At 65.3% G+C, this 21,920-nt stretch carries 19 protein-coding genes and 1 tRNA gene; 16 read left to right on the top strand and 4 right to left on the bottom strand.

Annotated features, from left to right (window positions below; genetic code table 11):
- Positions 1-8 precede the first annotated feature (8 nt).
- The 8 genes from HV753_RS16470 to HV753_RS16435 all read left to right on the top strand — a co-directional run bounded on the left by HV753_RS16470 (position 9) and on the right by HV753_RS16435 (position 7,438).
- Positions 9-836 (top strand): MetQ/NlpA family ABC transporter substrate-binding protein, encoded by an 828-nt coding sequence (locus tag HV753_RS16470; protein WP_175175584.1) that lies wholly within the window; start codon positions 9-11, stop codon positions 834-836.
- A gap of 25 nt (positions 837-861) precedes the next feature.
- Positions 862-1,776: an ATP-binding cassette domain-containing protein gene (locus tag HV753_RS16465; protein WP_175175583.1), complete on the top strand. Its 915-nt coding sequence runs from the start codon at positions 862-864 to the stop codon at positions 1,774-1,776.
- Between the two features lie 69 nt (positions 1,777-1,845).
- The gene (locus tag HV753_RS16460; RefSeq protein ID WP_006227327.1) at positions 1,846-2,061 is read left to right on the top strand and encodes a TOBE domain-containing protein; all 216 of its coding nucleotides are present in this window, start codon (positions 1,846-1,848) and stop codon (positions 2,059-2,061) included.
- 121 nt (positions 2,062-2,182) lie between these two features.
- Positions 2,183-3,595 carry a DUF3300 domain-containing protein gene (locus tag HV753_RS16455; RefSeq protein WP_175175582.1) on the top strand — a complete coding sequence of 471 codons (1,413 nt, stop codon included), beginning with the start codon at positions 2,183-2,185 and terminating at the stop codon, positions 3,593-3,595.
- A gap of 5 nt (positions 3,596-3,600) precedes the next feature.
- Positions 3,601-4,473, top strand: a complete 873-nt coding sequence (locus HV753_RS16450; protein ID WP_175175581.1) for a DUF2950 family protein — start codon at positions 3,601-3,603, stop codon at positions 4,471-4,473.
- 175 nt (positions 4,474-4,648) lie between these two features.
- A complete protein-coding gene (locus HV753_RS16445) occupies positions 4,649-5,629 on the top strand; it encodes a YVTN family beta-propeller repeat protein (RefSeq protein ID WP_454675797.1) in 981 nt (326 codons plus the stop codon).
- Positions 5,613-6,428, top strand: coding sequence for a polysaccharide deacetylase family protein (locus HV753_RS16440; RefSeq protein WP_425485901.1), 816 nt, complete (start codon positions 5,613-5,615; stop codon positions 6,426-6,428). Before HV753_RS16445 ends, HV753_RS16440 begins: the two co-directional genes overlap by 17 nt.
- Before the next feature lie 2 nt (positions 6,429-6,430).
- Positions 6,431-7,438, top strand: a complete 1,008-nt coding sequence (locus HV753_RS16435; RefSeq protein ID WP_175175580.1) for a sterol desaturase family protein — start codon at positions 6,431-6,433, stop codon at positions 7,436-7,438.
- 72 nt (positions 7,439-7,510) lie between these two features.
- On the opposite strand, the gene HV753_RS16430 is transcribed toward HV753_RS16435, so the two are convergent.
- Positions 7,511-8,020: an acyl-CoA thioesterase gene (locus HV753_RS16430; protein WP_175175579.1), complete on the bottom strand. Its 510-nt coding sequence runs from the start codon at positions 8,018-8,020 to the stop codon at positions 7,511-7,513.
- Positions 8,021-8,096: 76 nt separating this feature from the next.
- Positions 8,097-9,605, bottom strand: a complete 1,509-nt coding sequence (locus HV753_RS16425; protein WP_175175578.1) for a DUF1254 domain-containing protein — start codon at positions 9,603-9,605, stop codon at positions 8,097-8,099.
- Between the two features lie 264 nt (positions 9,606-9,869).
- Between HV753_RS16425 and fdnG the strand changes: the two genes are divergently transcribed.
- The 7 genes from fdnG (at position 9,870) to HV753_RS16390 (ending at position 19,039) form a co-directional block, all read left to right on the top strand.
- Complete coding sequence (fdnG, locus tag HV753_RS16420; protein ID WP_175175577.1) at positions 9,870-12,938, top strand: formate dehydrogenase-N subunit alpha; 3,069 nt, start codon at positions 9,870-9,872, stop codon at positions 12,936-12,938.
- Positions 12,939-12,948: 10 nt separating this feature from the next.
- Positions 12,949-13,848: a formate dehydrogenase subunit beta gene (fdxH, locus tag HV753_RS16415; RefSeq protein ID WP_175175576.1), complete on the top strand. Its 900-nt coding sequence runs from the start codon at positions 12,949-12,951 to the stop codon at positions 13,846-13,848.
- Positions 13,841-14,473 (top strand): formate dehydrogenase subunit gamma, encoded by a 633-nt coding sequence (locus tag HV753_RS16410; protein WP_175175575.1) that lies wholly within the window; start codon positions 13,841-13,843, stop codon positions 14,471-14,473. The genes fdxH and HV753_RS16410 overlap by 8 nt, the downstream gene beginning before the upstream one ends.
- 150 nt (positions 14,474-14,623) lie before the next feature.
- Positions 14,624-15,556: a formate dehydrogenase accessory protein FdhE gene (gene fdhE, locus HV753_RS16405; RefSeq protein WP_175175574.1), complete on the top strand. Its 933-nt coding sequence runs from the start codon at positions 14,624-14,626 to the stop codon at positions 15,554-15,556.
- A gap of 1 nt (position 15,557) precedes the next feature.
- The gene (selA, locus tag HV753_RS16400) at positions 15,558-16,988 is read left to right on the top strand and encodes an L-seryl-tRNA(Sec) selenium transferase (protein ID WP_175175573.1); all 1,431 of its coding nucleotides are present in this window, start codon (positions 15,558-15,560) and stop codon (positions 16,986-16,988) included.
- On the top strand, positions 16,985-18,931 hold the full coding sequence (gene selB, locus HV753_RS16395; RefSeq protein WP_175175572.1) for a selenocysteine-specific translation elongation factor: 1,947 nt from the start codon (positions 16,985-16,987) through the stop codon (positions 18,929-18,931). The genes selA and selB overlap by 4 nt, the downstream gene beginning before the upstream one ends.
- A 12-nt stretch (positions 18,932-18,943) precedes the next feature.
- Positions 18,944-19,039, top strand: a tRNA-Sec gene (locus HV753_RS16390).
- Here the strand turns inward: HV753_RS16390 and HV753_RS16385 are convergent.
- Positions 19,040-19,579: a TlpA disulfide reductase family protein gene (locus tag HV753_RS16385; RefSeq protein ID WP_175175571.1), complete on the bottom strand. Its 540-nt coding sequence runs from the start codon at positions 19,577-19,579 to the stop codon at positions 19,040-19,042.
- 23 nt (positions 19,580-19,602) lie between these two features.
- Positions 19,603-20,703 carry a transglutaminase-like domain-containing protein gene (locus HV753_RS16380; RefSeq protein ID WP_175175570.1) on the bottom strand — a complete coding sequence of 367 codons (1,101 nt, stop codon included), beginning with the start codon at positions 20,701-20,703 and terminating at the stop codon, positions 19,603-19,605.
- Between the two features lie 152 nt (positions 20,704-20,855).
- Between HV753_RS16380 and selD the strand changes: the two genes are divergently transcribed.
- A complete protein-coding gene (gene selD, locus HV753_RS16375) occupies positions 20,856-21,917 on the top strand; it encodes a selenide, water dikinase SelD (protein WP_175175569.1) in 1,062 nt (353 codons plus the stop codon).
- Positions 21,918-21,920: the final 3 nt, after the last annotated feature.

Below are 21,920 nucleotides of genomic sequence, written 5' to 3'. Positions count from 1 at the left end.
GGGCTCCCATGTCATTTCCCCGCCTTACCTTGATCGCGGCATTGGCCGCGCTGACCGTCGCTGGCGCCGCGCAGGCCGCGGACCCGGCCAAGAAAGAAATCGTATTCGGCGCCACCGCCGGCCCCTACAGCGACCAGATCAAGCTGGGCATCAAGCCCATTCTTGAAAAGCAGGGCTATACGGTCAAGATCGTGGAATTCAACGACTACATCCAGCCGAACTTCGCGCTGGCGCAAGGGGCGTTGGACGCCAACGCCTTCCAGCATGTGGTCTATCTGAAAAACTTCGCGGCCAAGAACAAGCTGGAATTGTCGGAACTGGTGAAGGTGCCCACGGCGCCGATCGCCATCTACAGCAAGAAGTACAAGAGCGTGGATGCCGCGCCGGACGGTGTCAGCGTGGCGGTTCCCAATGATCCGACCAATCAGGCGCGTGCGCTGGTGGTGTTGCAGGAGCTGGGCTGGGTGACGCTGCGCGAAGGTTATGACCCCTTGCAGGCGTCCGAGAAGGACGTGGCCGTCAATGTGAAGAAGATCAAGTTGATTCCGCTGGAGGCGGCGCAACTGCCGCGTTCACTGGACGATACCGACTACTCGTTCGTGAACGGCAATTTCGCGCTGGCCTCCGGCCTGAAGCTGACGGCGGCGCTGGCGCTGGAGAAGACGACGCCGACCTATCAGAACCTGGTGGCCGTGCGTACGGCCGACATCGACAAGCCCTACGTGAAGGACATCGCGGCGGCCTATGCGTCGCGGGAATTCCTGGAGGTGACCGAGAAGTCGTTCGCCGGGTTTGTGAAGACCGATTATCAGCAGAAGCTGGAAGCGGCCCGCTAGGGACGTCCGGCGGGAGCGCGCGGCCATGTTTGTCCATCCGAACGAGTTCGAGCTGTTGCAACACCTGGAGGGGCCAGGCCGCACGCCACGTGACGATGGGTCGGACCCGGAAGGCCAGGATGGCTGGCGACCGCTGCGCGTCACCGTGCGAAATCTGGGCAAGCGCTATGGCGCGCACCGCGTATTCAAGGCATTTGATCTGGACATCGCCGCAGGCGAATTCGTGGCCGTCGTGGGGCCAAGCGGCGTGGGCAAGAGCACGCTGTTGCGGATTCTGGCCGGCCTGGAGCGGCCCAGCGGCGAGCAAGGCGGTCTGCCGGCGCGTTCGCCGGTGCTGTTCGACAACTTTCCCCAATGGGCGTCTGACGATCGCGTGCGGCTGTTGTTTCCCGATGCCCGGTTGTTGCCGTGGAAGCGCGTAGGGCAGAACGTGGCGCTGGGTCTGCCGGATACCGCATTGGCCCGCGCCCGGGCCAGCGAGGCATTGCGGCAGGTTGGGCTGGGCGGGCATGGCAACGATTGGCCCGCGCAATTGACGGCTGCCCAGCGGCAGCGCGCGGCGTTGGCGCGCGCGCTTGCGCGGCGGCCAGGGTTGCTGCTGCTGGATGAGCCGTCAGGCGGCCTGGATGCGCTCACGCGCATCCAGGCGCAGGCCTCTCTCGAACAGGCCTGGCGGCGCGACGGATTCACGGCTTTGCTGGCCACCCAGGATGTCCACGAAGCCGTGGCGCTGGCAGACCGCATCGTGGTCATCGAGGGCGGGACGGCGGTGTTCGATGAGCGCGTGGAACTGGCGCGGCCCCGCGCGCCCGGCTCGCCGGCTTTTGCCGCCTTGGCGGCGCGCGTGTTGCGCGCGGTCTTGAAAGAACCCGACCCGCCGGACGCGGAACGGCCGCGGGCGCCGGTGATCCAGATCCGGCATTTACGGCTGGCGGTGTAGCGCCGCGCGGCCTGACATTCACGCAATGGCGCCACGATGGCGCCGCCTTTTCCCTTCAGGAGCAAGACCATGAGCATTCAATCCATCAACGCCCGCAACCAGTTCCGCGGCAAGATCAAGGAAATCATTCTGGGACCGGTGGTGTCCGAGGTGGACGTGGACACGCCCGCGGGCATCGTTACCTCGGTGATCACCACCCGTTCCGTCAAGGAACTGGATTTGCAGGTGGGCACCGAGGTATTGGCCTTCGTGAAGGCAACCGAGGTGTCCGTCGCCAAACTGTGACCGCAAATAGGGCAACGCCGGTACTATCCTTGCGCCGGCGTTAGGCATATATTGTCAACGCGATATCCGGCGGTTTCCTCCTGGCTTGTAGCTTCATGCTTTGCTTCACGGAGAACGGTTCATGCGTCGACTGCAAGGATGGTTTATCGGCTGGCTGTGTCTGGGGTTGGCGGTTTGCCTGCCCGCCGTGGCGCAGACCAAGCTGGACAACGGACAGCTGGATCAACTGATGGCGCCAGTGGCGCTATACCCGGATTCGCTGCTGTCGCAGATACTCATGGGGGCGACGTACCCGGACGACGTTGCCGCTGCCGCCAAATGGTCGGCCGAGCACACGTCGTTATCCGGCGACCAGGCCGTCAAGGCCGTCGAAGCCGAAACCTGGGACCCCAGCGTCAAGTCGCTGGTGGCGTTCCCCTCCGTCATGGACCTGATGGGCCGTCAACCCGACTGGGTGAAATCCGTCGGCAATGCTTTCCTTGCGCAGCCGGATGGGGTGATGGATTCCGTGCAGCGCTTGCGGGTGCAGGCGGAAAAGGCGGGCAACCTCAAGAGCACGCCGCAGCAGAAGGTGACGTCCAGCACCACCGACAACAAGACGGTGGTGGTGATCGAGCCTGCCGATCCGCAAGTGGTCTATGTGCCCAGCTACAACCCAAGCGTGGTCTACGGCGCGTGGGCCTATCCCTCATATCCCCCTTATTACTATCCGCCGCCGGCAGGTTCGGTATTCGCGACGTCGCTGGTGGCGGGCATTGGCTTCGGCCTGGGTGTCGCCGCCGTGGATTCGATGTGGGGCGGTTTCAATTGGGGACACAACGACGTGGACATCGACGTCAATCGGTACAACAACGTCAACGTCAATAACCGGATCAATAACAACAACAAAAATGTGGCGTGGCAGCATAACCCCGCCAATCGTGGCAACACGCCTTATGCCGACCAGGCCAATCGGCAGCGCTACGACGGTCAGCGCCAGGCCGGTTTGCAGAACCGCCAGGCTGGGCAGCGGGCCGGGCAGGGCCAGGGCGGAAGGGCGGCTGGCGCGGCGCCTGCGGCGAATTCCCGCGATCAGGCTCGGGACCGCGCGGCGCAATCCTTCCAGGGACGCACCGGCCAGCCGATTGCGGGTCATGGGGAACCCGGCGCCGGACGCGGGCAAGGTGCCGCGGGCCGAGGTGGCGAGGGCGCTGCCGGCCGCGGTCAGGGACAGGCCGGCGGTGGCGGGCAAGGCGCTCGAGACCGGGGCCAGGGCCAGGGCGCCCAGACCCCGCGCGCCTCGGGGGCATCGACCCATGATCGTCAGGCGGCGGCGCAACGCCAGCATTCCGACGAATCCGCGGCCCGTGACCGGGCTCGGGCCTCCAATAGCAACAGCGCGCTGCGCGATGCCGGCAACGGCGACCGCATGCGCCAGCAAAGCCAACGAGGCGAAATGAGCCGAGGCGGCGGTGGTGGCGTTCAGCGTGGTGGAGGTGGGCATGGCGGTGGCGGTGGGCGCGGCGGTGGCGGCCATGTCGGCGGTCGGAGATAAGCACCATGGACAAGGGAATTTTCATGAAGAATGCCTGGGTTCGTGCACGTGCGCTGGGTGCCGCGACGTTGCTCTCGATCGGCTTTGTGGCGCCTGCGGCGGCGCAAAGTCTGTACCCCACCCCGCAGGCCGCGGCCGATGCATTCAGCAATGCGCTGGCCACCAGTGACCTTGATGCCATGGCGAAGGTGCTGGGCCCCAACCATAGGCAGATTGTGCCGGGCGGCGTGGCGCAGGACGATATCTACCGCTTCCTTGAGGCCTGGGCGAAAAAGCACGAGGTCATCGCCGAGGATGGGCGGGCATGGCTGGCCGTCGGCGACTCCGGTTGGACCATGCCGGTGCCCATCGTGCGCGTCGGGCAGGGATGGCGGTTTGATCCGGCGGCGGGCAAGGCCGAGATCCGGCGCCGCGCGATCGGACGCAACGAGCTGGCGGCCATCGAAACGCTGCAACAATTGCAAGCGGCGCAGACACGTTATCAACAGGGCGTGGGCCAGGGCCGCTACGCGAGCCGCCTGGTCAGCCGGCCCGGCGCCATGGACGGGCTGTACTGGCCGGAAGTGCCCGGTTCGCCACCGCAGGCCTTCGGGCCGGATGCGCTGGCGATGGGGCCGGAAGTGCCGGCAAGCGATGCCTATTTTGGCTACCGCTACAAGGTGCTGCCGGGGGCGCAAGGCACGGCCTACCGTATCGTGGCGTGGCCGGCGCAGTATGGGCAGACGGGCATCGGCACCTTTGTCATCGGGCCGCAGGGCGGGGTGCTGGAATCGGATCTGGGGCCATCGTCCGCCGCCCGCGCGGCGAACCTGCGGGAACGCGATATCGCCTCTGGAGCCTGGATTGACGCCGACGCGCAACCCGTTGGCGCTAAATGAGTTTTTGATGTTTTCGGCGGGTTGGCGGGAGGGGGTTGTTGCGGGGTCGCAACAGGCGTGTGCGTTTGTCGCCAAACCCCTGCCTGTTGCTCTTTTGAAAGGCGGCTATGCCTAAAATGGCGAGCACTGGGATCGTTGTCCGATCCCCTTTTGCCGGATCTTGAAATTGAATCCCTTGCATTTTGTCCGCTACGCCCTGGCCGGCGTGGGGATGGCGCTTAGCGCAGCGGCGGTATCCGCCCCGATCTTTGTCCTGAACTCCCTGGACGCCAATGTCAGCATCGTCGATCCGGTTTCCTACAAGGAACTGCGCCGCGTGCCCACCGGCAAGGAACCGCACCACCTGTATCTGACCCCGGACGAGAAGTCGCTGATGGTGGCCAACGCCACGGGCGATTCCATCACGCTGATGGATCCCAAGACCGGCGAAGTCCAGCGCACGCTGACCGGCATCGTCGATCCCTATCAGTTGCAGTTCTCGCCGGACATGAAGTGGTTCGTCACGGCGGCCAACCGCCTGGACCACATCGACATCTATGCCTGGAAGCCGCTGGAAAAGGGGTTTGACCTGAAGCTGGTCAAGCGCATCCCGGCCGGCAAGACGCCCAGCCACATCATGATCGACAAGAAAAGCACGACCGCCTACGTGACTTTGCAGGATAGCGATCAACTGATCGCCATCGACCTGGCCACGCAGACGCCCAAATGGACGGTGTCCGTTGGCAAGACGCCGGCCGACGTGTTCCTGACGCCCGACCAGAAAACGCTGCTGGTGGCGCTGACCGGTGACTCGTTCGTGGAAGCCTATGACGTCAGCAACGGCCCTGCCAAGCTGATCAAGCGCATCCCGACCGCCGCCGGCGCGCATGCATTCCGCGCGCAGGGCGACAAGCATCACCTGTTCGTCAGCAATCGCACCGCCAATTCCATCAGCCGCATCGACATGCTGACGCTGTCGGTCACCGACACCTTCCCGGTGCCGGGCGGCCCAGACTGCATGGACGTCCTGGCCGATGGCAAGACGCTGCTGGTCACGTCGCGCTGGGCGCGCAAGCTGACGGTGGTGGACCTGGAGCAGAAGAAGGTCGTCAATCAGGTGACGGTGGGCAAGTCTCCCCACGGCGTCTGGACGCTGAACCATGCGCCAACGCGGTAAAGCGGGCATCCTGCCGGCGGTCAAAAGCCTGCTTGCCGCCGTCCTGGCATGCGCTGTTCCGATGGCGCATGCCGCCGCACCGACAACGTGCGACAAGCCTGTCTACCTGACTTTCGACACGGGCCACATGGGTGTGGCGCCGCTGATTGCCGACGTGCTGGCCCGCCACCACGTCAACGTCACGTTCTTCCTGGCCAACGAGCGCACGAAGACCGAGGGTTCCAGCCTGGACGACGTGTGGGCGCCCTGGTGGAAGGCGCGGGCAGCGGAAGGCCATGCCTTCGGCTCGCATACCTACGACCACGTTTATTGGCAGGGCGACCTGCCCGGCGGCAAGTTCCGCGTGAAGCCCAGCGCGGGACCCGACACGGGCAAGACCGCTCAATGGACGGCCGAGCAGTACTGCGCCGAGATCAAGCGTTCCGCCACTCGTTTTCACCAGATGACGGGTCAGAACATGCTGCCGCTGTACCGCGCCCCAGGCGGCAAGACCTCTCCGGCCCTGTTGAAAGCGGCCAAGGCCTGCGGATTCGAGCATGTGGGCTGGGCGCCTGCCGGTTTCCTGGGCGATGAACTGCCCAGCGACAAATTCCCCAATGCCCGCCTGCTGGATCAGGCGCTGCGCACCATCAAGCCCGGCGACATCCTGCTGGCCCACCTGGGCATCTGGTCGCGCCAGGACCCCTGGGCGCCCGCCGTGCTGGAGCCCTTGATTGTGGGCTTGCAGCAGAAGGGCTATTGTTTTGCTACCTTGAATACGCATCCCGCCTACCGCGAGTGGATCGCTACGCATCATTGATCATGGATACGCTTAGTCAATTGTTCGGGGAGTGCCAGCAATGGCTCTTCGAGACCCTGATTCAGCCCGCGCTGTTTCACCTGGGCATGAGCAACTTCATCGAAGACGGCTACGACGCCACGATGTGGCTGCTGGTGGGCCTGGTGCAGATCGTCGTGCTGGTGCTGGTGTTTGGCCCCTTGCAGCGCCTGCGGCCCGTTGAAGCCGTCACCGACCGCCGTCAGATCGGCATTGACGTGCTGTACACGTTGATCCACCGCCTGGGTGTTTTCCGGCTGGCGCTGTTCTTCACGATCGACCCGTTCTGGGACAGCGTCTTCGGGCAACTGCATATCTGGGGTTTCGCACCGTTCCAGCTGGACCAGTACTGGCCCGGCGTGACGGACAAGGCGTGGGTCAGCCTGATCATCTACCTGCTGCTGTTCGACGCGGTGGACTATTTCTACCACCGTGCCCAACATCGTTTTGGCTGGCTCTGGGCGCTGCACGCGGTGCATCACAGCCAGCGGCAGATGACCATCTGGAGCGACGACCGCAACCACTTGCTGGACGACATGCTGCGTGACGTGCTGGTGGTGTTCGTGTCGCAACTGGTGGGGGTGCCGCCGGCACAGTTCGTGGTGATCGTGGCCATCACCCAGTTGGCGCAGAGTTTTTCACACGCCAACCTGCGCCTGCATTTCGGCGCATTGGGCGAACGCTTGCTGGTCAGCCCCCGCTTTCACCGTCATCACCATTCCATCGCCTACGACGCCTCGTCGCCGGGGCCGGTGGGCGGCTACAACTTTGCCGCGTTGTTCCCGATCTGGGACGTGCTGTTCCGCACCGCCCGCTTCGGCGTGGGCTACGGGCCCACGGGCATCCACGACCAGCAGGCGGAATTGGGCGGGCGCGACTACGGCCGGGGGTTCTGGTCGCAGCAATGGCTGGGCATCAAGCGCATGGTGGGCCGTGACCGCGACCCGGTCTCCGCGCCACCCGCGCCGCCGGGCGCTGCCGAACGCGCTTGAGCCCCTTCACGGATTGAGGATCGCGCATGAAAAACCGGGCTTGCGCCCGGTTTTTTTTGGCCTGACTGACGCTTAGGCGGAGGGCGGCGCGTCGTGCGTGGTTTCGCGCTTGATCTCGTCGTGGCGGCGTTCCATTTCCTGGCGCAGCTCGCGGCGCAGGCGCGCGGCCTCGAAGCGTTGTTTTTCTTCCAGGTTACGAGGGGCCAGCGGCGGCACGGCGGTTGATGCGCCCTGGTCGTCCACCGCCACCATCGTGAAATAGCAGCTGTTGGTGTGGCGCACCAGCTTCTTGCGGATGTCCTCGGTGACGACCTTGATGCCGATCTCCATCGAGGTGCGGCCCGTGAAGTTCACGGCGGCAAGGAAGGTCACCAGTTCACCCACGTGGATGGGTTCACGGAACACGACCTGGTCCACGGACAGGGTCACCACATATTGGCCGGCGTACCGGCTGGCACAGGCGTAGGCCACCTGATCCAGGTATTTCAGGATGGTTCCGCCGTGTACGTTTCCTGAAAAATTCGCCATGTCTGGCGTCATCAGGATGGTCATCGACAATTGGTGGCTAAAGGCGTCGTCCATGGAGGGCGTTCATTCGTGAATAAAACGCCTATGGTAGCGGCAGGCGCCCGTCATGGCGCTGTCATTTGCGCGGCGGCTAGGGTTTCTTCGCAGGCGTGGCGCCGGCATCCGCTGGCGGCGTGGCCGCTTCCGATGCCTCCACGGCTTGCGCCGTTTCCTTGGCGGCCTCTGGTTCGTCACGCACCAACACGGGCGGCGTCCACAAGCCGTCCAGCAAGGCCGGCCCGGGCTCGTACGCGCGCAGCAACAGCGTCACCGGCCCCATGGCGGGCACAGGCAGCCAGTTGGCTTGATCCTCGGCCGCCGGGGCCGCGTGGCTGACATGCACGTCCAGGGAGCCGTCGGCGTTGTAGCGCAAGGGCGCGCGGTCGCCCAGGGCATGGCGGTTCAACGGATTGACCGTCGGCATGCCTTGGCCGTCGTAGGCCGCCAGCGACCACAAGGCCTCGGCGGGAGGCAACTGGCCGCTTTCAAAACGCAGCACGTAACGCTGCGTGCCATCGATGGGGGCGCCCTGGCCATCGGCCGCCAGCAGCAGCACCGTCAGATCCTCGGGCAGGCCCGCGCCCGGCTGGGCCTGGGCAGCCAGGGCGCGGCGCAGATAGGAATTGCCGTAGACGCCAATGCTCCCCGTTTCCTGCTGCCAGCCATGCCAATTGCGCAGGGTGCCGCCCGCCGCGGCTTCCATGCGCTCGCGCGCGGCGCGCAGGCCACGACGCAGCCCTTGTTTGACGGGATGGTCCAGTTTGTCGAAGTCGAACGTTCGGCCGGGGATCAGGCCCACGCGGCGCAACTTGGCCAGCACGGGCTGGTCGGTCGCGTGGGGCGGATGCTTGCGCAGCAGTTCGGCGGCGTAGGTGAAAAAGGCGTCGGTCGGCATGGATTCGACCTGTTCGCGGACGGGGATTTTCAGGTCCAGGTTCGGGTCGGACTTCACGCGCTGCGATTGCGCAGGCAGATTCCATTGCGACAGCGGCGTCAGCGTGAAACCGTCCTGCAAGGCGTTGACCACGGGATACTCGGCCGGGCTGTCCGTCTGGATCAGGGCCTTTGCCCAGACGTGGGCCGTGGGGGCGTCGATGCGGGCCATGCCGGAGGGCAGCGTGCCCGTCCAGCCTGGCGGCACGATCACGGTGTTGCCCTTGGCCGTGCCGGTGGTGCGTTTGCCCAGGGTCGCGAACACGTCCGTCCACATATCCAGCAGGGTCAGCGTATACAAGCGGCCGTGGGTGTCGGGCACGGACAGCACCACGGGGCCAGCGGTCAGGTCCAGCCACCCAGTACTGCGCAGCATGTCGGGGTTGGCCCAGGGTGTGGCCGCGCCCGGCTGGGGCAGGGTGCGTCCATGTAGAAAGGCGTTGGATGCCGCACCCTGGGCTCCCTGCGACGGATGCGTGAACTGGCGTCGGGTCAGGTCCATGGTGACCAGGGGGTAGAAGTACAGATAGCCTTCCATGGCCGCCTGATGGGCGGCTTCGGTGGCCGCCGCGGCAGGGCTCAGGGCGGTACGCGCCGGGGCGGCGGCGGCAGGCACGCACATCAGGAGGGCGGCAAGGGACAGGGCCAGCGGGGCAAAGCGGCGCATCGGCGCTCCAGCAATCAGGCGGAAAAAATGGAGAAACAGGCCGCGTCCGTCCACGACCGCCGGCAATGGTAGCAGCCAGGCGACCATCCAAAATCTGCGAACAACTCCCATTTCGCCGCCAAATCGCGGCAGAAAGCCTGGTTAAGACATCTGCACGGCAGGACGGCTTCGGAATATACTCATTGAAATATCCTTGGAAGTTGTAGGGGTTTTTCCTTCGGACTAGCCTCAGGCTTTCGTCATTCACCCGGAGAGGAGTGCTTCATGGTCAACATGAATCGCCGCCAGTTCTTCAAGGTGACAGGTGCAACCCTGGCAGGCTCCAGCCTGGCATTGCTCGGGGTGGCTCCCGGCACAGCCATGGCTGAAGTGCGCCAGTACAAACTTGCGCGCATGACTGAAACGCGCAATACCTGTCCCTACTGTTCGGTCGCCTGTGGTTTGTTGATGTACGGTCTGGGCGATGGCGCCAAGAACTCGCGCGCCAGCATCATGCACATCGAAGGCGACCCCGATCACCCCGTCAACCGTGGCACGCTCTGTCCCAAGGGCGCGGCCCTGATCGACTTCATCCACAGCCCCAACCGCCTGCAATTCCCGGAATACCGGGCGCCCGGGTCGGACAAATGGGTGCGGATGTCGTGGGACGACGCCCTGACGCGCATCACCAAGTTGATGAAAGCCGACCGCGACGCGAACTTCGTCGAGAAGACCGCGGATGGCAAAACGGTAAACCGGTGGCTGACCACCGGCATGTTGGCCGCCTCGGCAAGCAGCAACGAGGTGGGCTACATCACGCACAAGACTGTGCGCAGCATGGGGTTACTGGCGTTCGATAATCAAGCCCGTGTCTGACATGGCCCGACGGTGGCAGGTCTTGCCCCGACGTTTGGCCGTGGAGCGATGACGAACCATTGGGTCGACATCAAGAACGCGGACGTAGTACTGATCATGGGCGGCAATGCCGCCGAGGCCCACCCGTGCGGGTTCAAATGGGTCACGGAAGCAAAAGCCCATAACAAGGCGAAACTGATCGTCGTGGATCCGCGCTTTACGCGGTCGGCATCCGTGGCGGACTTCTACGCGCCCATACGCACCGGCACCGACATCATCTTCCTGGGTGGCGTCATCAAGTACCTGTTGGATCACGACAAGATCCAGCACGAGTACGTGCGCAACTACACCGACTTTTCCTTCATCGTGCGTGAAGACTTCACGTTCGAGGCGGGCCTGTATTCGGGCTACAACGCCGAGAAGCGCAGCTACGACAAGGCAAGCTGGGACTACGAGCGCGGAGACGACGGCTTCGTCAAGACGGACCCGACGCTTGCGCATCCGCGCACCGTCTATCAGCTGATGAAGAAGCACTATTCGCGCTACACCGAAGACATGGTCGAGCGCGTGTGCGGCACGCCCCGCGACAAGTTCCTGAAGGTGTGCGAGATGCTGGCGTCCACCGCCAGCCCCAACCGCGCCGCCACCATCTTGTACGCGCTGGGCTGGACGCAGCACTCCATCGGTTCGCAGATCATCCGTACCGGCGCGATGGTGCAGCTGCTGCTGGGCAACATCGGCATCGCCGGCGGTGGCATGAATGCGCTGCGCGGGCACTCGAACATCCAGGGCCTGACCGACCTGGGCCTGATGTCGAACCTGTTGCCGGGCTACATGACCTTGCCCAACGAGCCCGAACAGGACTACGCCAAGTACATCGAGACCCGCACGCAAAAGCCGCTGCGTCCTAACCAGCTCAGCTACTGGCAGAACTACAACAAGTTCCACGTCAGCCTGATGAAGGCCTGGTGGGGCAAGGCGGCCACGGCGGAAAACAACTGGGCGTTCGACTATCTGCCCAAGCTGGACAAGCTCTACGACATGCTTCAGGTCTACGAGCTCATGTCCCAGGGCAAGATGAACGGCTACATCGCGCAGGGCTTCAACCCCCTGGCCGCGGCGCCGCACAAGGCCAAGCTGAATGATGGCTTCGCCAAGCTGAAGTTCCTGGTCATCATGGACCCGCTGGTCACAGAGACCTCCGAGTTCTGGCGCAACGCGGGCGAGGCCAACGACGTGGATCCGACCAAGATCCAGACGGAAGTCTTCCGCTTGCCCACGACCTGTTTTGCCGAGGAAGACGGCGCACTGGTGAACTCCGGGCGCTGGTTGCAATGGCACTGGAAGGGCGCGGAACCCCCGGGCGAGGCCAAGAGCGACATCGAAATCATGGCGCTGATCTTCACGCGCCTGCGCAAGCTCTACCAGGATGAAGGCGGCAAGTTTCCGGACCCCATCGTCAACCTGTCCTGGCCTTACGGCAATCCGCAGAATCCCACCGCGGAAGAACTGGCCAAGGAATACTCGGGCAGCGCGCTGGTGGACCTGGTTGACCCCAAAGACCCGACCAAGGTCACCCGCAAGGGCGGCGAGCAATTGGCGGGCTTCGCGGAACTGCGCGACGACGGTTCCACGGCCAGCGGCTGTTGGATCTTCGCCGGCGCCTGGGGCCCAACCGGCAACCTGATGGCACGCCGTGACAACAGCGACCCTACCGGCATCGGCCAGACGCTGAACTGGGCCTGGGCATGGCCGGCCAATCGCCGCATCCTGTACAACCGTGCCTCTTGCGACGTGGCGGGCAAGCCGTTCGATCCGCGCCGCAAACTGATCTCCTGGACCGGCAAGATTTGGGCGGGCGCCGACATCCCTGACTTCAAGGGCGACGAGAACCCCGACGGCGGCATGGGGCCGTTCATCATGAATCCGGAAGGGGTGGCGCGTTTCTTCGCGCGGGCGGGCATGGCCGAAGGGCCGTTCCCGGAACACTACGAACCCTTCGAGACGCCGCTGGGCTACAACCCGCTGTATCCAAAGGCCAAGGGCGTCACCAGCAATCCGGCCGCGCGCGTCTTCAAGGACGACCTGGCCGCGATGGGCACGGTGGACAAGTTCCCGTATGTCGCCACCACCTACCGTTTGACGGAGCACTTCCACTACTGGACCAAGAACGTCCGCATCAACGCGATTCTCCAGCCGGAGCAATTCGTGGAGATCGGGGACGCGCTGGCCAAAGAACTGGGGATCGCCAACGGGAGCCGCGTGAAGGTGTCGTCCAACCGTGGCTACATCAAGGCGGTTGCGCTGGTCACCAAGCGCTTGCGGGCGCTGACGGTTGAAGGCAAGACCGTGCACCACGTCGGGATTCCCATCCACTGGGGCTTTGTGGGTATCGCCAAACCCGGCTTCCTCACCAATACCCTGACGCCATTCGTGGGCGACGGCAATTCCCAGACACCGGAATTCAAGTCGTTCCTGGTCAAGGTCGAGAAGGCTTAGGAGAACCGACATGTCCATGCAATCCCTAGACATCAAGCGGCGCTCCGCCACGACCACGCCGCCGCCGGGCATCCGTGAACCCATCACGGGCTCGGTCGCCAAGCTGATCGACGTTTCCAAGTGCATCGGGTGCAAGGCTTGCCAAAGCGCCTGTATGGAATGGAACGATCTGCGCGACGAGATCGGCACCAACGTGGGCGTCTACGACAACCCGGCCGACCTGACCGAGCATTCCTGGACCGTCATGCGCTTCTCGGAATACGAGAACCCCGCAGGCGACCTGGAATGGCTGATCCGCAAGGACGGCTGCATGCACTGCGAAGACCCGGGCTGTCTGAAGGCCTGTCCCTCGCCGGGCGCCATCATCCAGTACAACAACGGCATCGTGGATTTCCATGAAGAAAGCTGTATTGGATGCGGTTACTGCATCACCGGCTGCCCGTTCAACGTGCCGCGCATTTCCAAGAAGGACCATAAGGCGTACAAGTGCACCTTGTGTTCCGACCGCGTGGCCGTTGGTCAGGAGCCCGCCTGCGTGAAGGCCTGTCCCACGGGCGCCATCGTGTTCGGCACCAAGGAAGACATGAAGCAGCACGCCGAGGAACGGATCGTGGACTTGAAGTCCCGCGGTTTCGATCAGGCAGGCCTGTATGACCCGCAGGGCGTGGGCGGCACACACGTCATGTATGTGCTGCATCACGCCGACCAGCCCGGGCTTTATCACGGGCTGCCCAAGGACCCGCATATCAGCCCCATGGTGTCGCTGTGGAAGGGGCTGGCCAAACCGCTGGGCGTGGCCGCGATGGCCTTGACCGCCGTGGCGGGCTTCTTCCACTACGCTCGCGTTGGCCGCAACGAGGTCTCGGAAGAAGACGAACGCCGTGCCGAAGAGGAGGTGCGCCATGACTGAAGATCACCGTCACCGCCGGATCAAGCGCTATACGCCGGGCGAACGCACCAACCACTGGATCATCGCCTTCACGTTCATCCTGTTGGCGCTGTCCGGGTTGGCGCTGTTCCATCCGTCGATGTTCTGGTTGTCGAACCTGTTCGGCGGCGGTCCCTGGACGCGCATCCTGCACCCCTTCATCGGGCTGGTGATGTTTGTCTGCTTCGTCGTGTTCGCCGGCCACATGTGGCGGCACAACATGATGACGAAGGCAGACCGCCAGTGGCTCAAGCAACTGAACGACGTGGTCGAGAACCGCGAAGAGAAGTTGCCCGAGGTCGGCAAGTACAACGCCGGTCAGAAGCTGCTCTTTTACGTGTTGGTGCTGTGCATGCTGGGGCTGTTCGCCAGCGGCATCGTGATCTGGCGCGAGTTCTTCTCGTTCTATTTCCCGATCTGGGTGGTCCGGGCCGCATCCGTGCTGCACGCCGTGACGGCGCTGGTGTTGATTTGCTCGATCATCGTGCATATCTACGCGGCGATCTGGGTCAAGGGGTCGCTGACGGCAATGCTGCGCGGTTACGTGACGGCGGGCTGGGCGTGGAAGCACCATCGCGCCTGGTTTCGCGAACAGGTCAAGAAATAGTAGAAGGGCCCCACGGCGCGCGCACTGCGTGCGCTTCCTGCCCCCCAAGGGGGCGCTTTCCGCCTTGGGGCCCCCCGCCACGTATCGGCCCACGGCTGCTATCCTTCTTTTTGAAGGTAGGCAGCCGTGTTTGTTTTCTTGGAGACGTAATTGCAGCGAATTCTTCCGCGCGGTGAGATCGAAGCGCTAGACCACAACGTTATCCCCCGCGTCAGCCTGCCTGATCGCGCTTCCGTGTTCGCGACACGTGCGGCGCGCTTGCGGCAGTTGGCGGTCGACAGTCCGGTGGCTGACTATCTGCTGCTGATGGCGCAGCTGGTCGATGCCCAGCAGGGCGCGCTGAAGGACTGTGCGGCGCCCGGGGCATCCGAAGATAGCGTTGCCTTGGCGCAGGCCCACGGCATGCCGCCCTTGCAGGCGGTGGGCTGGCCGCGTGATCCGATGTGGCGCGGCATCTTGGCGCGCTTGGTGGACGAGGTGTCGCGCGGCAAGAACGTGCCCGCCGAGGCCATCGAGGTGTGCGCCGCGCTGCGCCGGGCAGTGGATGAGGATCCGGAGTCACTGGAAGACCTGGCCGAAGCCGTGCTGTCCGAGCAGGACCAGGGCGTGGATGGCGCGGCGGCGCCGTTCGTGATGGCGGCCTTGCAGGTCTATTGGACCGACCTGGCCAGCCGGTTCGACGATAAGCAGTTGCCGGTGGTCAGCCCGTTTGGCGTCTGCCCTGTCTGCGCCAGCCTGCCGGTGGCCAGCGTGGTGCGGGTGGGCGGGCAATACGAAGGCTATCGCTACCTGTGTTGCAGCCTGTGCGCCACGCAATGGCACATGGTGCGGGTGAAGTGCACGCACTGCGAAGACGTGGAAGCGGTGGCGTATCAGTCCATCGATGGCCGCTCGCCCGCCATCAAGGCCGAAACCTGCGACCACTGCCACACCTATCGCAAGATCTTCTATCAGGACAAGGACCTGTACGTCGAGCCGGTGGCCGACGATCTGGCCAGCCTGATGCTGGACGTCCTGGTTGGCGAGGCGGGTTATTCGCGTGCAAGCGGCAACCCCTTGTTGTGGCATGGCACCGAGGAATAGCATGGCCGCGCATCCTTCAGCCGGCGGCGCGGCCGCCGTCTCCGATATCCCTGCGCTGGACCGTCTGCTGAACGCCGATGCCCTGCGCGCCACGCTGGACACGCATGGCCGCACGCAGGTGGTCGCCGCGTTGCGGCGCGACCTGGACGCGCTGCGCCAACGCGCGCTGGCGGGCCAGTTGATGGCTCAGGAGCTGGACGCAACCGCCGTGGCGGCCCGAGTGTCGGCAGCGTTGGACAAGGCGGCCCGGCCGCGCCTGCGCGCCGTCTACAACCTGACCGGCACCGTCTTGCACACCAATCTTGGGCGAGCGTTGCTGCCCGACGAAGCCGTCGCCTCGGTGTTGCGCGCGCTGACGGCCCCGGCCAATCTGGAATTCGATCTGGACACCGGCGGCCGTGGCGACCGCGACGACCTGATCGACGACTTGCTATGCGAATTGACAGGGGCCGAAGCCGCCACCGTCGTCAACAATAACGCTGCCGCCGTGCTGCTGATGCTCAATGCACTGGCCGACCGGCGCGAGGTCGTCGTGTCGCGCGGCGAACTGGTCGAGATCGGTGGCGCGTTCCGCATTCCCGACATCATGAAGCGCGCCGGGGCGAAGCTGGTCGAAGTAGGCACCACCAACCGGACCCATGCCGCCGACTACGAAAACGCCATTGGCTCGCGTACCGCGATGTTGATGAAGGTGCATTGCAGCAATTACGCCGTCACCGGTTTCACGAAAAGCGTCAGTGTCGCGGAAGTCGCGGCCTTGGCGCATGCGCAAGGGCTGCCGGCCACGGTGGACCTGGGCAGCGGCACCTTGGTGGATCTGACGCAATTCGGCTTGCCCAAGGAAGACACGGTGCGCGAGACGATCGCTGCCGGGGCCGATCTGGTGACGTTCAGCGGCGACAAGTTGCTGGGCGGGCCCCAAGCCGGCCTGTTGGTGGGCCGCGCCGACCTGATCCGCAAGATCAAGAAGAATCCGCTGAAACGCGCCTTGCGTGTCAGCAAATTGACGTTGGCGGCGCTGGAGCCGGTGCTGGGCTTGTACCGCGCGCCGGAATTCCTGGCCCAACGCTTGACCACGTTGCGTCTGTTGACGCGCCCGCAGCGCGAGATCCAACCGCAGGCCGAACGGCTGCGTGGCGTGCTGGCGCATGCCGTCGGCGCGAATTATGCGGTCCAGGCAATGCCCCTGTTCAGCCAGATTGGCAGCGGGGCGTTGCCGGTGGACCAATTGCCCAGCTGGGGGCTTGCCGTGCGCTACACCGGCAGCGGCCGGCCGGGGCGGCATCTGGACAAACTTGAAACCCAACTGCGCCGCTTGCCGACGCCCGTCATCGGACGCATTGCCGACGATGCCTTGTGGCTGGATCTGCGCTGCCTGGAAGCGCGAGACGAAGCGGCCTTTGCCGCGCAACTGGCGGAGCCCCTGGCATGATCATCGGCACCGCCGGCCATATCGACCACGGCAAGACCACGCTGGTGCGCGCCCTGACGGGCGTCGACACCGATCGGCTCAAAGAAGAGAAGGCGCGCGGCATTTCCATCGAACTGGGCTATGCCTACACGCCGCTGGCCAATGGCGACGTACTGGGTTTCATCGACGTGCCCGGACACGAGAAACTGGTGCACACGATGGCGGCGGGCGCCAGCGGTATCGACTTCGGCCTGTTGGTCGTGGCAGCGGACGATGGCGTCATGCCGCAGACCCGCGAACACCTGGCCATTCTGACCCTGCTTGGCGTGGCGCAGGGCGCAGTGGCCTTGACCAAGAGCGATCGCGCCGACGCCGCGCAGCAAGCCGCCGTGCGTGCCGAGATCGCCGCGCTGGCGGCGGGCACCTTCCTGGAGGGCGCACCCGTGTTCGCCGTGTGTGCGTCGCAACCCGACGATGCCGGCACCGCGGACCTGAACGCTTATCTGCATGCGCAGGCCGAAGGCTTGCGGCAGCGCGACGGCGCTGGCCTGTTCCGCTTGGCGGTGGACCGGGTGTTCACGCTGGCGGGGCACGGCACGGTGGTGACGGGGACGGCGCACGCGGGCCAGGTGCGCGCGGGTGACGACACCGCGGACTTGCGGCTGATGCCAGCCGGCACGCGCGTGCGCGTGCGCAGCATTCATGCGCAGAACCAACCCGCCGACACCGGCTTGGCGGGGCAACGTTGCGCGTTGAATCTGGCGGGCATCGATAAAAGCGCCATCGCGCGCGGTGACTGGATCGCCGACGCACGCTGTTTCCTGCCCTCGCGCCATATCGATGTGGCGATGACCTTGCTGCCTGCCGCCGACGCGCCCGTGCGCGCGTGGGCGCCATTGCATGTGCACATCGGCGCCGCACACCATGTGGCGCACGTGGTGCCGCTTAGCGCGGAGACGCTGGCGCCGGGGCAATCCGGCTGGGTTCAACTGGTGTTTGACGAACCCGTCTGTGCGATGCCGGGTGACCGCTACATTGTCCGTAATGCGCAGGCAACGCGCACGGTCGGCGGAGGCCGGGTGCTGGACCCGAATGCGCCAGACCGCAAGCGCCGGGCGGCCTCGCGTTTGCAGGGCTTGCAGGCACTGTCCGACATGCTGGACGGCGGCGGCCTGCCGCCCGTGCTGGCGCACGCGCCGCTGGGCCTGGACGAAGCCGCCTTGCAGCGCCTGACGGGCAGGCCCGTGCGCGCCATCGACGCGCCACACGGCGCCTTGTGGATCGAGGCGCGCAACGCTCAGGCGCCACGCACCTTGATCCAGGGCGCACATTGGGATGCCTTGCGCGCGCGCGTTGAACAGGCGTTGGCGGCCTTTCATCTGAGCGCGCCTGACGAACCAGGTCCGGACAGCGCACGCTTGCGCCGAATGGCGATGCCAGTGGGGCCGGACGCCTTGTGGACAGCGGTGCTGGACCATCTACAGCGCGACGGTCGCATCGTGCGTAACGGGCCGTGGCTGCATCTGCCCGCCCATACGTCCACGCTGGCCGATGCCGAGTCCGCCTTGGCCGCGCGTCTGTTGCCGCTGCTCGCGCAGGGGGCTTTCGACCCGCCCTGGGTGCGGGACCTGGCCCGCGAGCAGAATGAAACCGAAGAGCGCGTGCGGCAACTGCTGCGCAAGCTGCTGCGCCGCGGAGACGTGGCGCAGGTGGTGAAGGATCTGTTCTATCACCGCGATCAGGTGCGGGCGCTGGCACGGTTGGCGGCGAACCTGGCGGCGCAGCCGGCGGGCTTGAATGCGGCGGTGTTCCGCGACGCGACCGGGCTAGGCCGCAAGCGTGCCATCCAGGTGCTGGAATACTTCGATCGGGTAGGCTACACGCGGCGCTTGCGTGATACGCACGTATTGCGGGCCGACAGCGCCTATGCGGCGATGCAGGCGGACGCAGAGCCGGTATCATAAGCAGTCCGTCACGGAAGGCATTCGTGCCCGGCGGCACGGCTGGGCTTCAAACCCAGTTGGGGGCGTCAGACGTTCCCAGGTAGGTTCGACTCCTGCTGCCTTCCGCCATCAACTGCGCAGCATTCGCGTCACCACGCCCGTCACGCGGTCAGACTGCCAATCCAGTTCTCCCAAATGCCAATACCGGATCGACCCGCCGCGGTCCACCAGGTAGTTGGCGGGCAGGCCGATCGCTTCCCATTTCTTCGACGCCGCGCTGTTTCGGTCATGCAGGACCGTGCCCGCGACGGGCCACTTCGCCAGGAAAGTCGAGACCTTGCCGAGCGCTTCGCCGACATTCACCGCGACCAGGCGCAAACCTTCCTCGCGGTGGCGTTTGGCCATGGCTGACATCAGCGGGATTTCGTCGCGGCAGGGATCGCACCAGGTGGCCCAGAAACTGACGATGACGACGTTGCCACGCCAGGCCGACAGCTTGTGCTCGCGCCCGCCCAGGTCGGGCAGGGCCAGGGCGGGCGTGGGCGCAGTCCATGGCGCCCAGTCGGGACCGGTGGCGGTTTTCAACGCGGAATCGCTGGCGGCCCGGGTCCAAGCGGGCAGGGCGGCCAGCGACAGGCCGGATTGAAGCAGGCGGCGACGGCTGATCAAGGCGGCTTCCTCCGCGGATCGGATCAAATGGCGATGGGTGTCGCGGTGAGCTTGTAGCTGAAGCTATCGGGGTCCAGGCTGTCCAGGCGGCCGGCGCTGGTTTCGCCGTTGGGATACATCAGGAACGGAACGGGGTCATGGGCGGAGCCGGGCAGGGCGACGTCGTGGCCGTGGTTGTACGCCACCCAGTTCATTTCCCAGGCGCCGAACAGCATGACGCGGGCCGCGCGCACCTTGGCGTCGGTCAGTGGCAATTCGCCCGGCGGCTCTTCCAGCATGACCTTGCGCACGTCGGCAGGGTCAACCGGAACCCAGCCGTAGCCGGCCGCATAGAACTCGGCGCGACAGTGCTGGGCCTTGGTCACGTCGCCCGCCTTGCCCAGGCTTTTGTAGCCCAGCTCGGAATTGGCCACGCGCAGCCCATAGGCATCGCGCGCGGGGATGCTGGCGGCGCGCGCCAAGGCCACGAACAGCGCATTGATGTCGGCGCATTTTCCGTTCAGGTCGTTGGCCGTCAGCATGTAGCGCACATCGCCCACGCCGCAGCCGCGCGTGGCGGCCGTTCGACAGGTGTTTTCCACCACCCATTCGTAGATGGCGCGGGCACGCGCCAGATCGCCCTGGTGGCCTTGCGTGATGCGGTCGGCGGTGGCTTTGACGATGCCGTCGGTGGGCAGCAGCGCCGTGGGTTTCAGGTATTCCCTCAGCGCTTCGGGGCGTTCAGGCACGGCATCCGCGGGTGGCGGCTGCGTCAGGTCGACACGGCGGTTGCGGGTCTGGAAGCGGCTGGTCACCGTGACGTTGCGGGGAGCTTGTGCGTCGGGCCATTGCACGGCCAGCATTTGCACGTCATATCCGGGCGTCCGCATCAGCTGGGCGGTGCCGCCGCCGCTGACTTGCCAGGTGCTTTGTGCACCGCGTTGATACGGGGTGTCGGTGGCGTAGGGCACCGGGACCCAGATGCGGGTGTGCGCGCCAGGGTCTTGCACGCTGATGCTGCTGGTCAGTTCAAAGCCGCGCCACCCTGCGGTGACCGGGGCTTGCTGCGCGCGCAGTGTCTGCGGCAGCACTGTTGTGGCGGCGCACAATGCGCCTGAGAATTGGAGAAAGTGTCGGCGATCCATGAAGCCCTCACGCACGGTGAAGATTGGCTATCGGTGCGCCCTTGGTCGGGCGGCCGTCCCTTGGGGGGTGCTCCTTTGCGTACTGCCGAACCATCATAGAGCCAACCCTTGGGGCGGTGCTATCCTTTTTCCATTGACCCACGGAGATTGAAATGACCCAGGATGTTGCCACGACGGCCGTGCCGCGTTTGACTTCACTGTCCCACGGTGGCGGCTGTGGCTGCAAGATCGCGCCCGGCGTGCTCTCCGAATTGCTGAAGCGCTTCGGCCCCGCTGCCAGCTACCCCAACCTGATGGTGGGCACGGAAACCGCCGATGACGCCGCGGTCTACCGGCTGAATGACGAGCAGGCGCTGATCGCCACCACCGACTTCTTCATGCCCATCGTGGACGACCCGTTCGACTTCGGCCGCATTGCGGCAACGAATGCGCTGTCGGACGTGTACGCGATGGGCGGCACGCCCATCATGGCATTGGCCATTGTCGGCATGCCGATCAACGTGCTGCCGCACAGCGTCATCGCCGACATCCTGCGCGGTGGCGAAGCGGTCTGCGAGGACGCGGGCATCCCCGTGGCGGGCGGGCACAGCATTGATTCGGTTGAACCGATCTACGGCCTGGCAGCGATGGGCCTGGTGCATCCCGGCCGCCTCAAGCGCAACGCCGATGCGCGTGCGGGCGACGTGCTGATCCTGGGCAAGGGACTCGGTGTGGGCATCTTGTCGGCCGCGCTGAAAAAGAACCGCCTGGACGACGCCGGCTACCGCGTGATGATCGACACGACGACCCGCCTTAACCGTCCCGGCCCGGCGCTGGCCGCCCTGGATGGCGTGCATGCGATCACCGACGTGACGGGTTTTGGGCTGCTGGGCCATGCGCTGGAGATGGCGCGCGGCGCCAAGCTCACTGCAAGGCTGCGCCTGGACGCGCTGCCCTGGCTGCCGGGCGTGCAAGCCTTCGCGGCGGATGGGGTGATCACGGGCGCGTCCGGCCGTAACTGGGCGTCCTACGGCGAATCCGTGCAGTTGGGGGCCAGCGTGAACGACACCCAGCGCGCATTGCTCACCGATCCGCAAACCTCGGGCGGTTTACTGGTGGCTTGCGCGCCTGGCGTGGCGGACGCGGTGCTGGACCTGTTCCGCACTCAAGGCTTCGACCAAGCCGCCGTGGTGGGCGAGATGACGGCCGGCGAGGCGCAGGTGCGGGTGGAATAAGCG

Origin of the sequence: Achromobacter pestifer (assembly GCF_902859625.1) — a bacterium.
In the GTDB taxonomy this organism is placed as follows: Bacteria; Pseudomonadota; Gammaproteobacteria; order Burkholderiales; family Burkholderiaceae_B; genus Achromobacter; species Achromobacter pestifer.
The sequence above is the reverse complement of the archived record's forward strand: the minus strand, read 5'-3'. Positions and strand labels throughout refer to the sequence as shown.

Bases quoted from the DNA above. Each gene is read 5' to 3' on its own strand.
- fdxH (WP_175175576.1), top strand. From the start codon at position 12,949: ATGTCCATGCAATCCCTAGACATCAAGCGGCGCTCCGCCACGACCACG.
- HV753_RS16470 (WP_175175584.1), top strand. From the start codon at position 9: ATGTCATTTCCCCGCCTTACCTTGATCGCGGCATTGGCCGCGCTGACC.
- HV753_RS16440 (WP_425485901.1), top strand. From the start codon at position 5,613: ATGCGCCAACGCGGTAAAGCGGGCATCCTGCCGGCGGTCAAAAGCCTG.
- selA (WP_175175573.1), top strand. From the start codon at position 15,558: ATGGCCGCGCATCCTTCAGCCGGCGGCGCGGCCGCCGTCTCCGATATC.
- HV753_RS16425 (WP_175175578.1), bottom strand. From the start codon at position 9,605: ATGCGCCGCTTTGCCCCGCTGGCCCTGTCCCTTGCCGCCCTCCTGATG.
- HV753_RS16460 (WP_006227327.1), top strand. From the start codon at position 1,846: ATGAGCATTCAATCCATCAACGCCCGCAACCAGTTCCGCGGCAAGATC.
- HV753_RS16380 (WP_175175570.1), bottom strand. From the start codon at position 20,703: ATGGATCGCCGACACTTTCTCCAATTCTCAGGCGCATTGTGCGCCGCC.
- HV753_RS16435 (WP_175175580.1), top strand. From the start codon at position 6,431: ATGGATACGCTTAGTCAATTGTTCGGGGAGTGCCAGCAATGGCTCTTC.
- HV753_RS16410 (WP_175175575.1), top strand. From the start codon at position 13,841: ATGACTGAAGATCACCGTCACCGCCGGATCAAGCGCTATACGCCGGGC.
- HV753_RS16430 (WP_175175579.1), bottom strand. From the start codon at position 8,020: ATGGACGACGCCTTTAGCCACCAATTGTCGATGACCATCCTGATGACG.
- selB (WP_175175572.1), top strand. From the start codon at position 16,985: ATGATCATCGGCACCGCCGGCCATATCGACCACGGCAAGACCACGCTG.
- selD (WP_175175569.1), top strand. From the start codon at position 20,856: ATGACCCAGGATGTTGCCACGACGGCCGTGCCGCGTTTGACTTCACTG.
- HV753_RS16455 (WP_175175582.1), top strand. From the start codon at position 2,183: ATGCGTCGACTGCAAGGATGGTTTATCGGCTGGCTGTGTCTGGGGTTG.
- HV753_RS16450 (WP_175175581.1), top strand. From the start codon at position 3,601: ATGGACAAGGGAATTTTCATGAAGAATGCCTGGGTTCGTGCACGTGCG.
- HV753_RS16465 (WP_175175583.1), top strand. From the start codon at position 862: ATGTTTGTCCATCCGAACGAGTTCGAGCTGTTGCAACACCTGGAGGGG.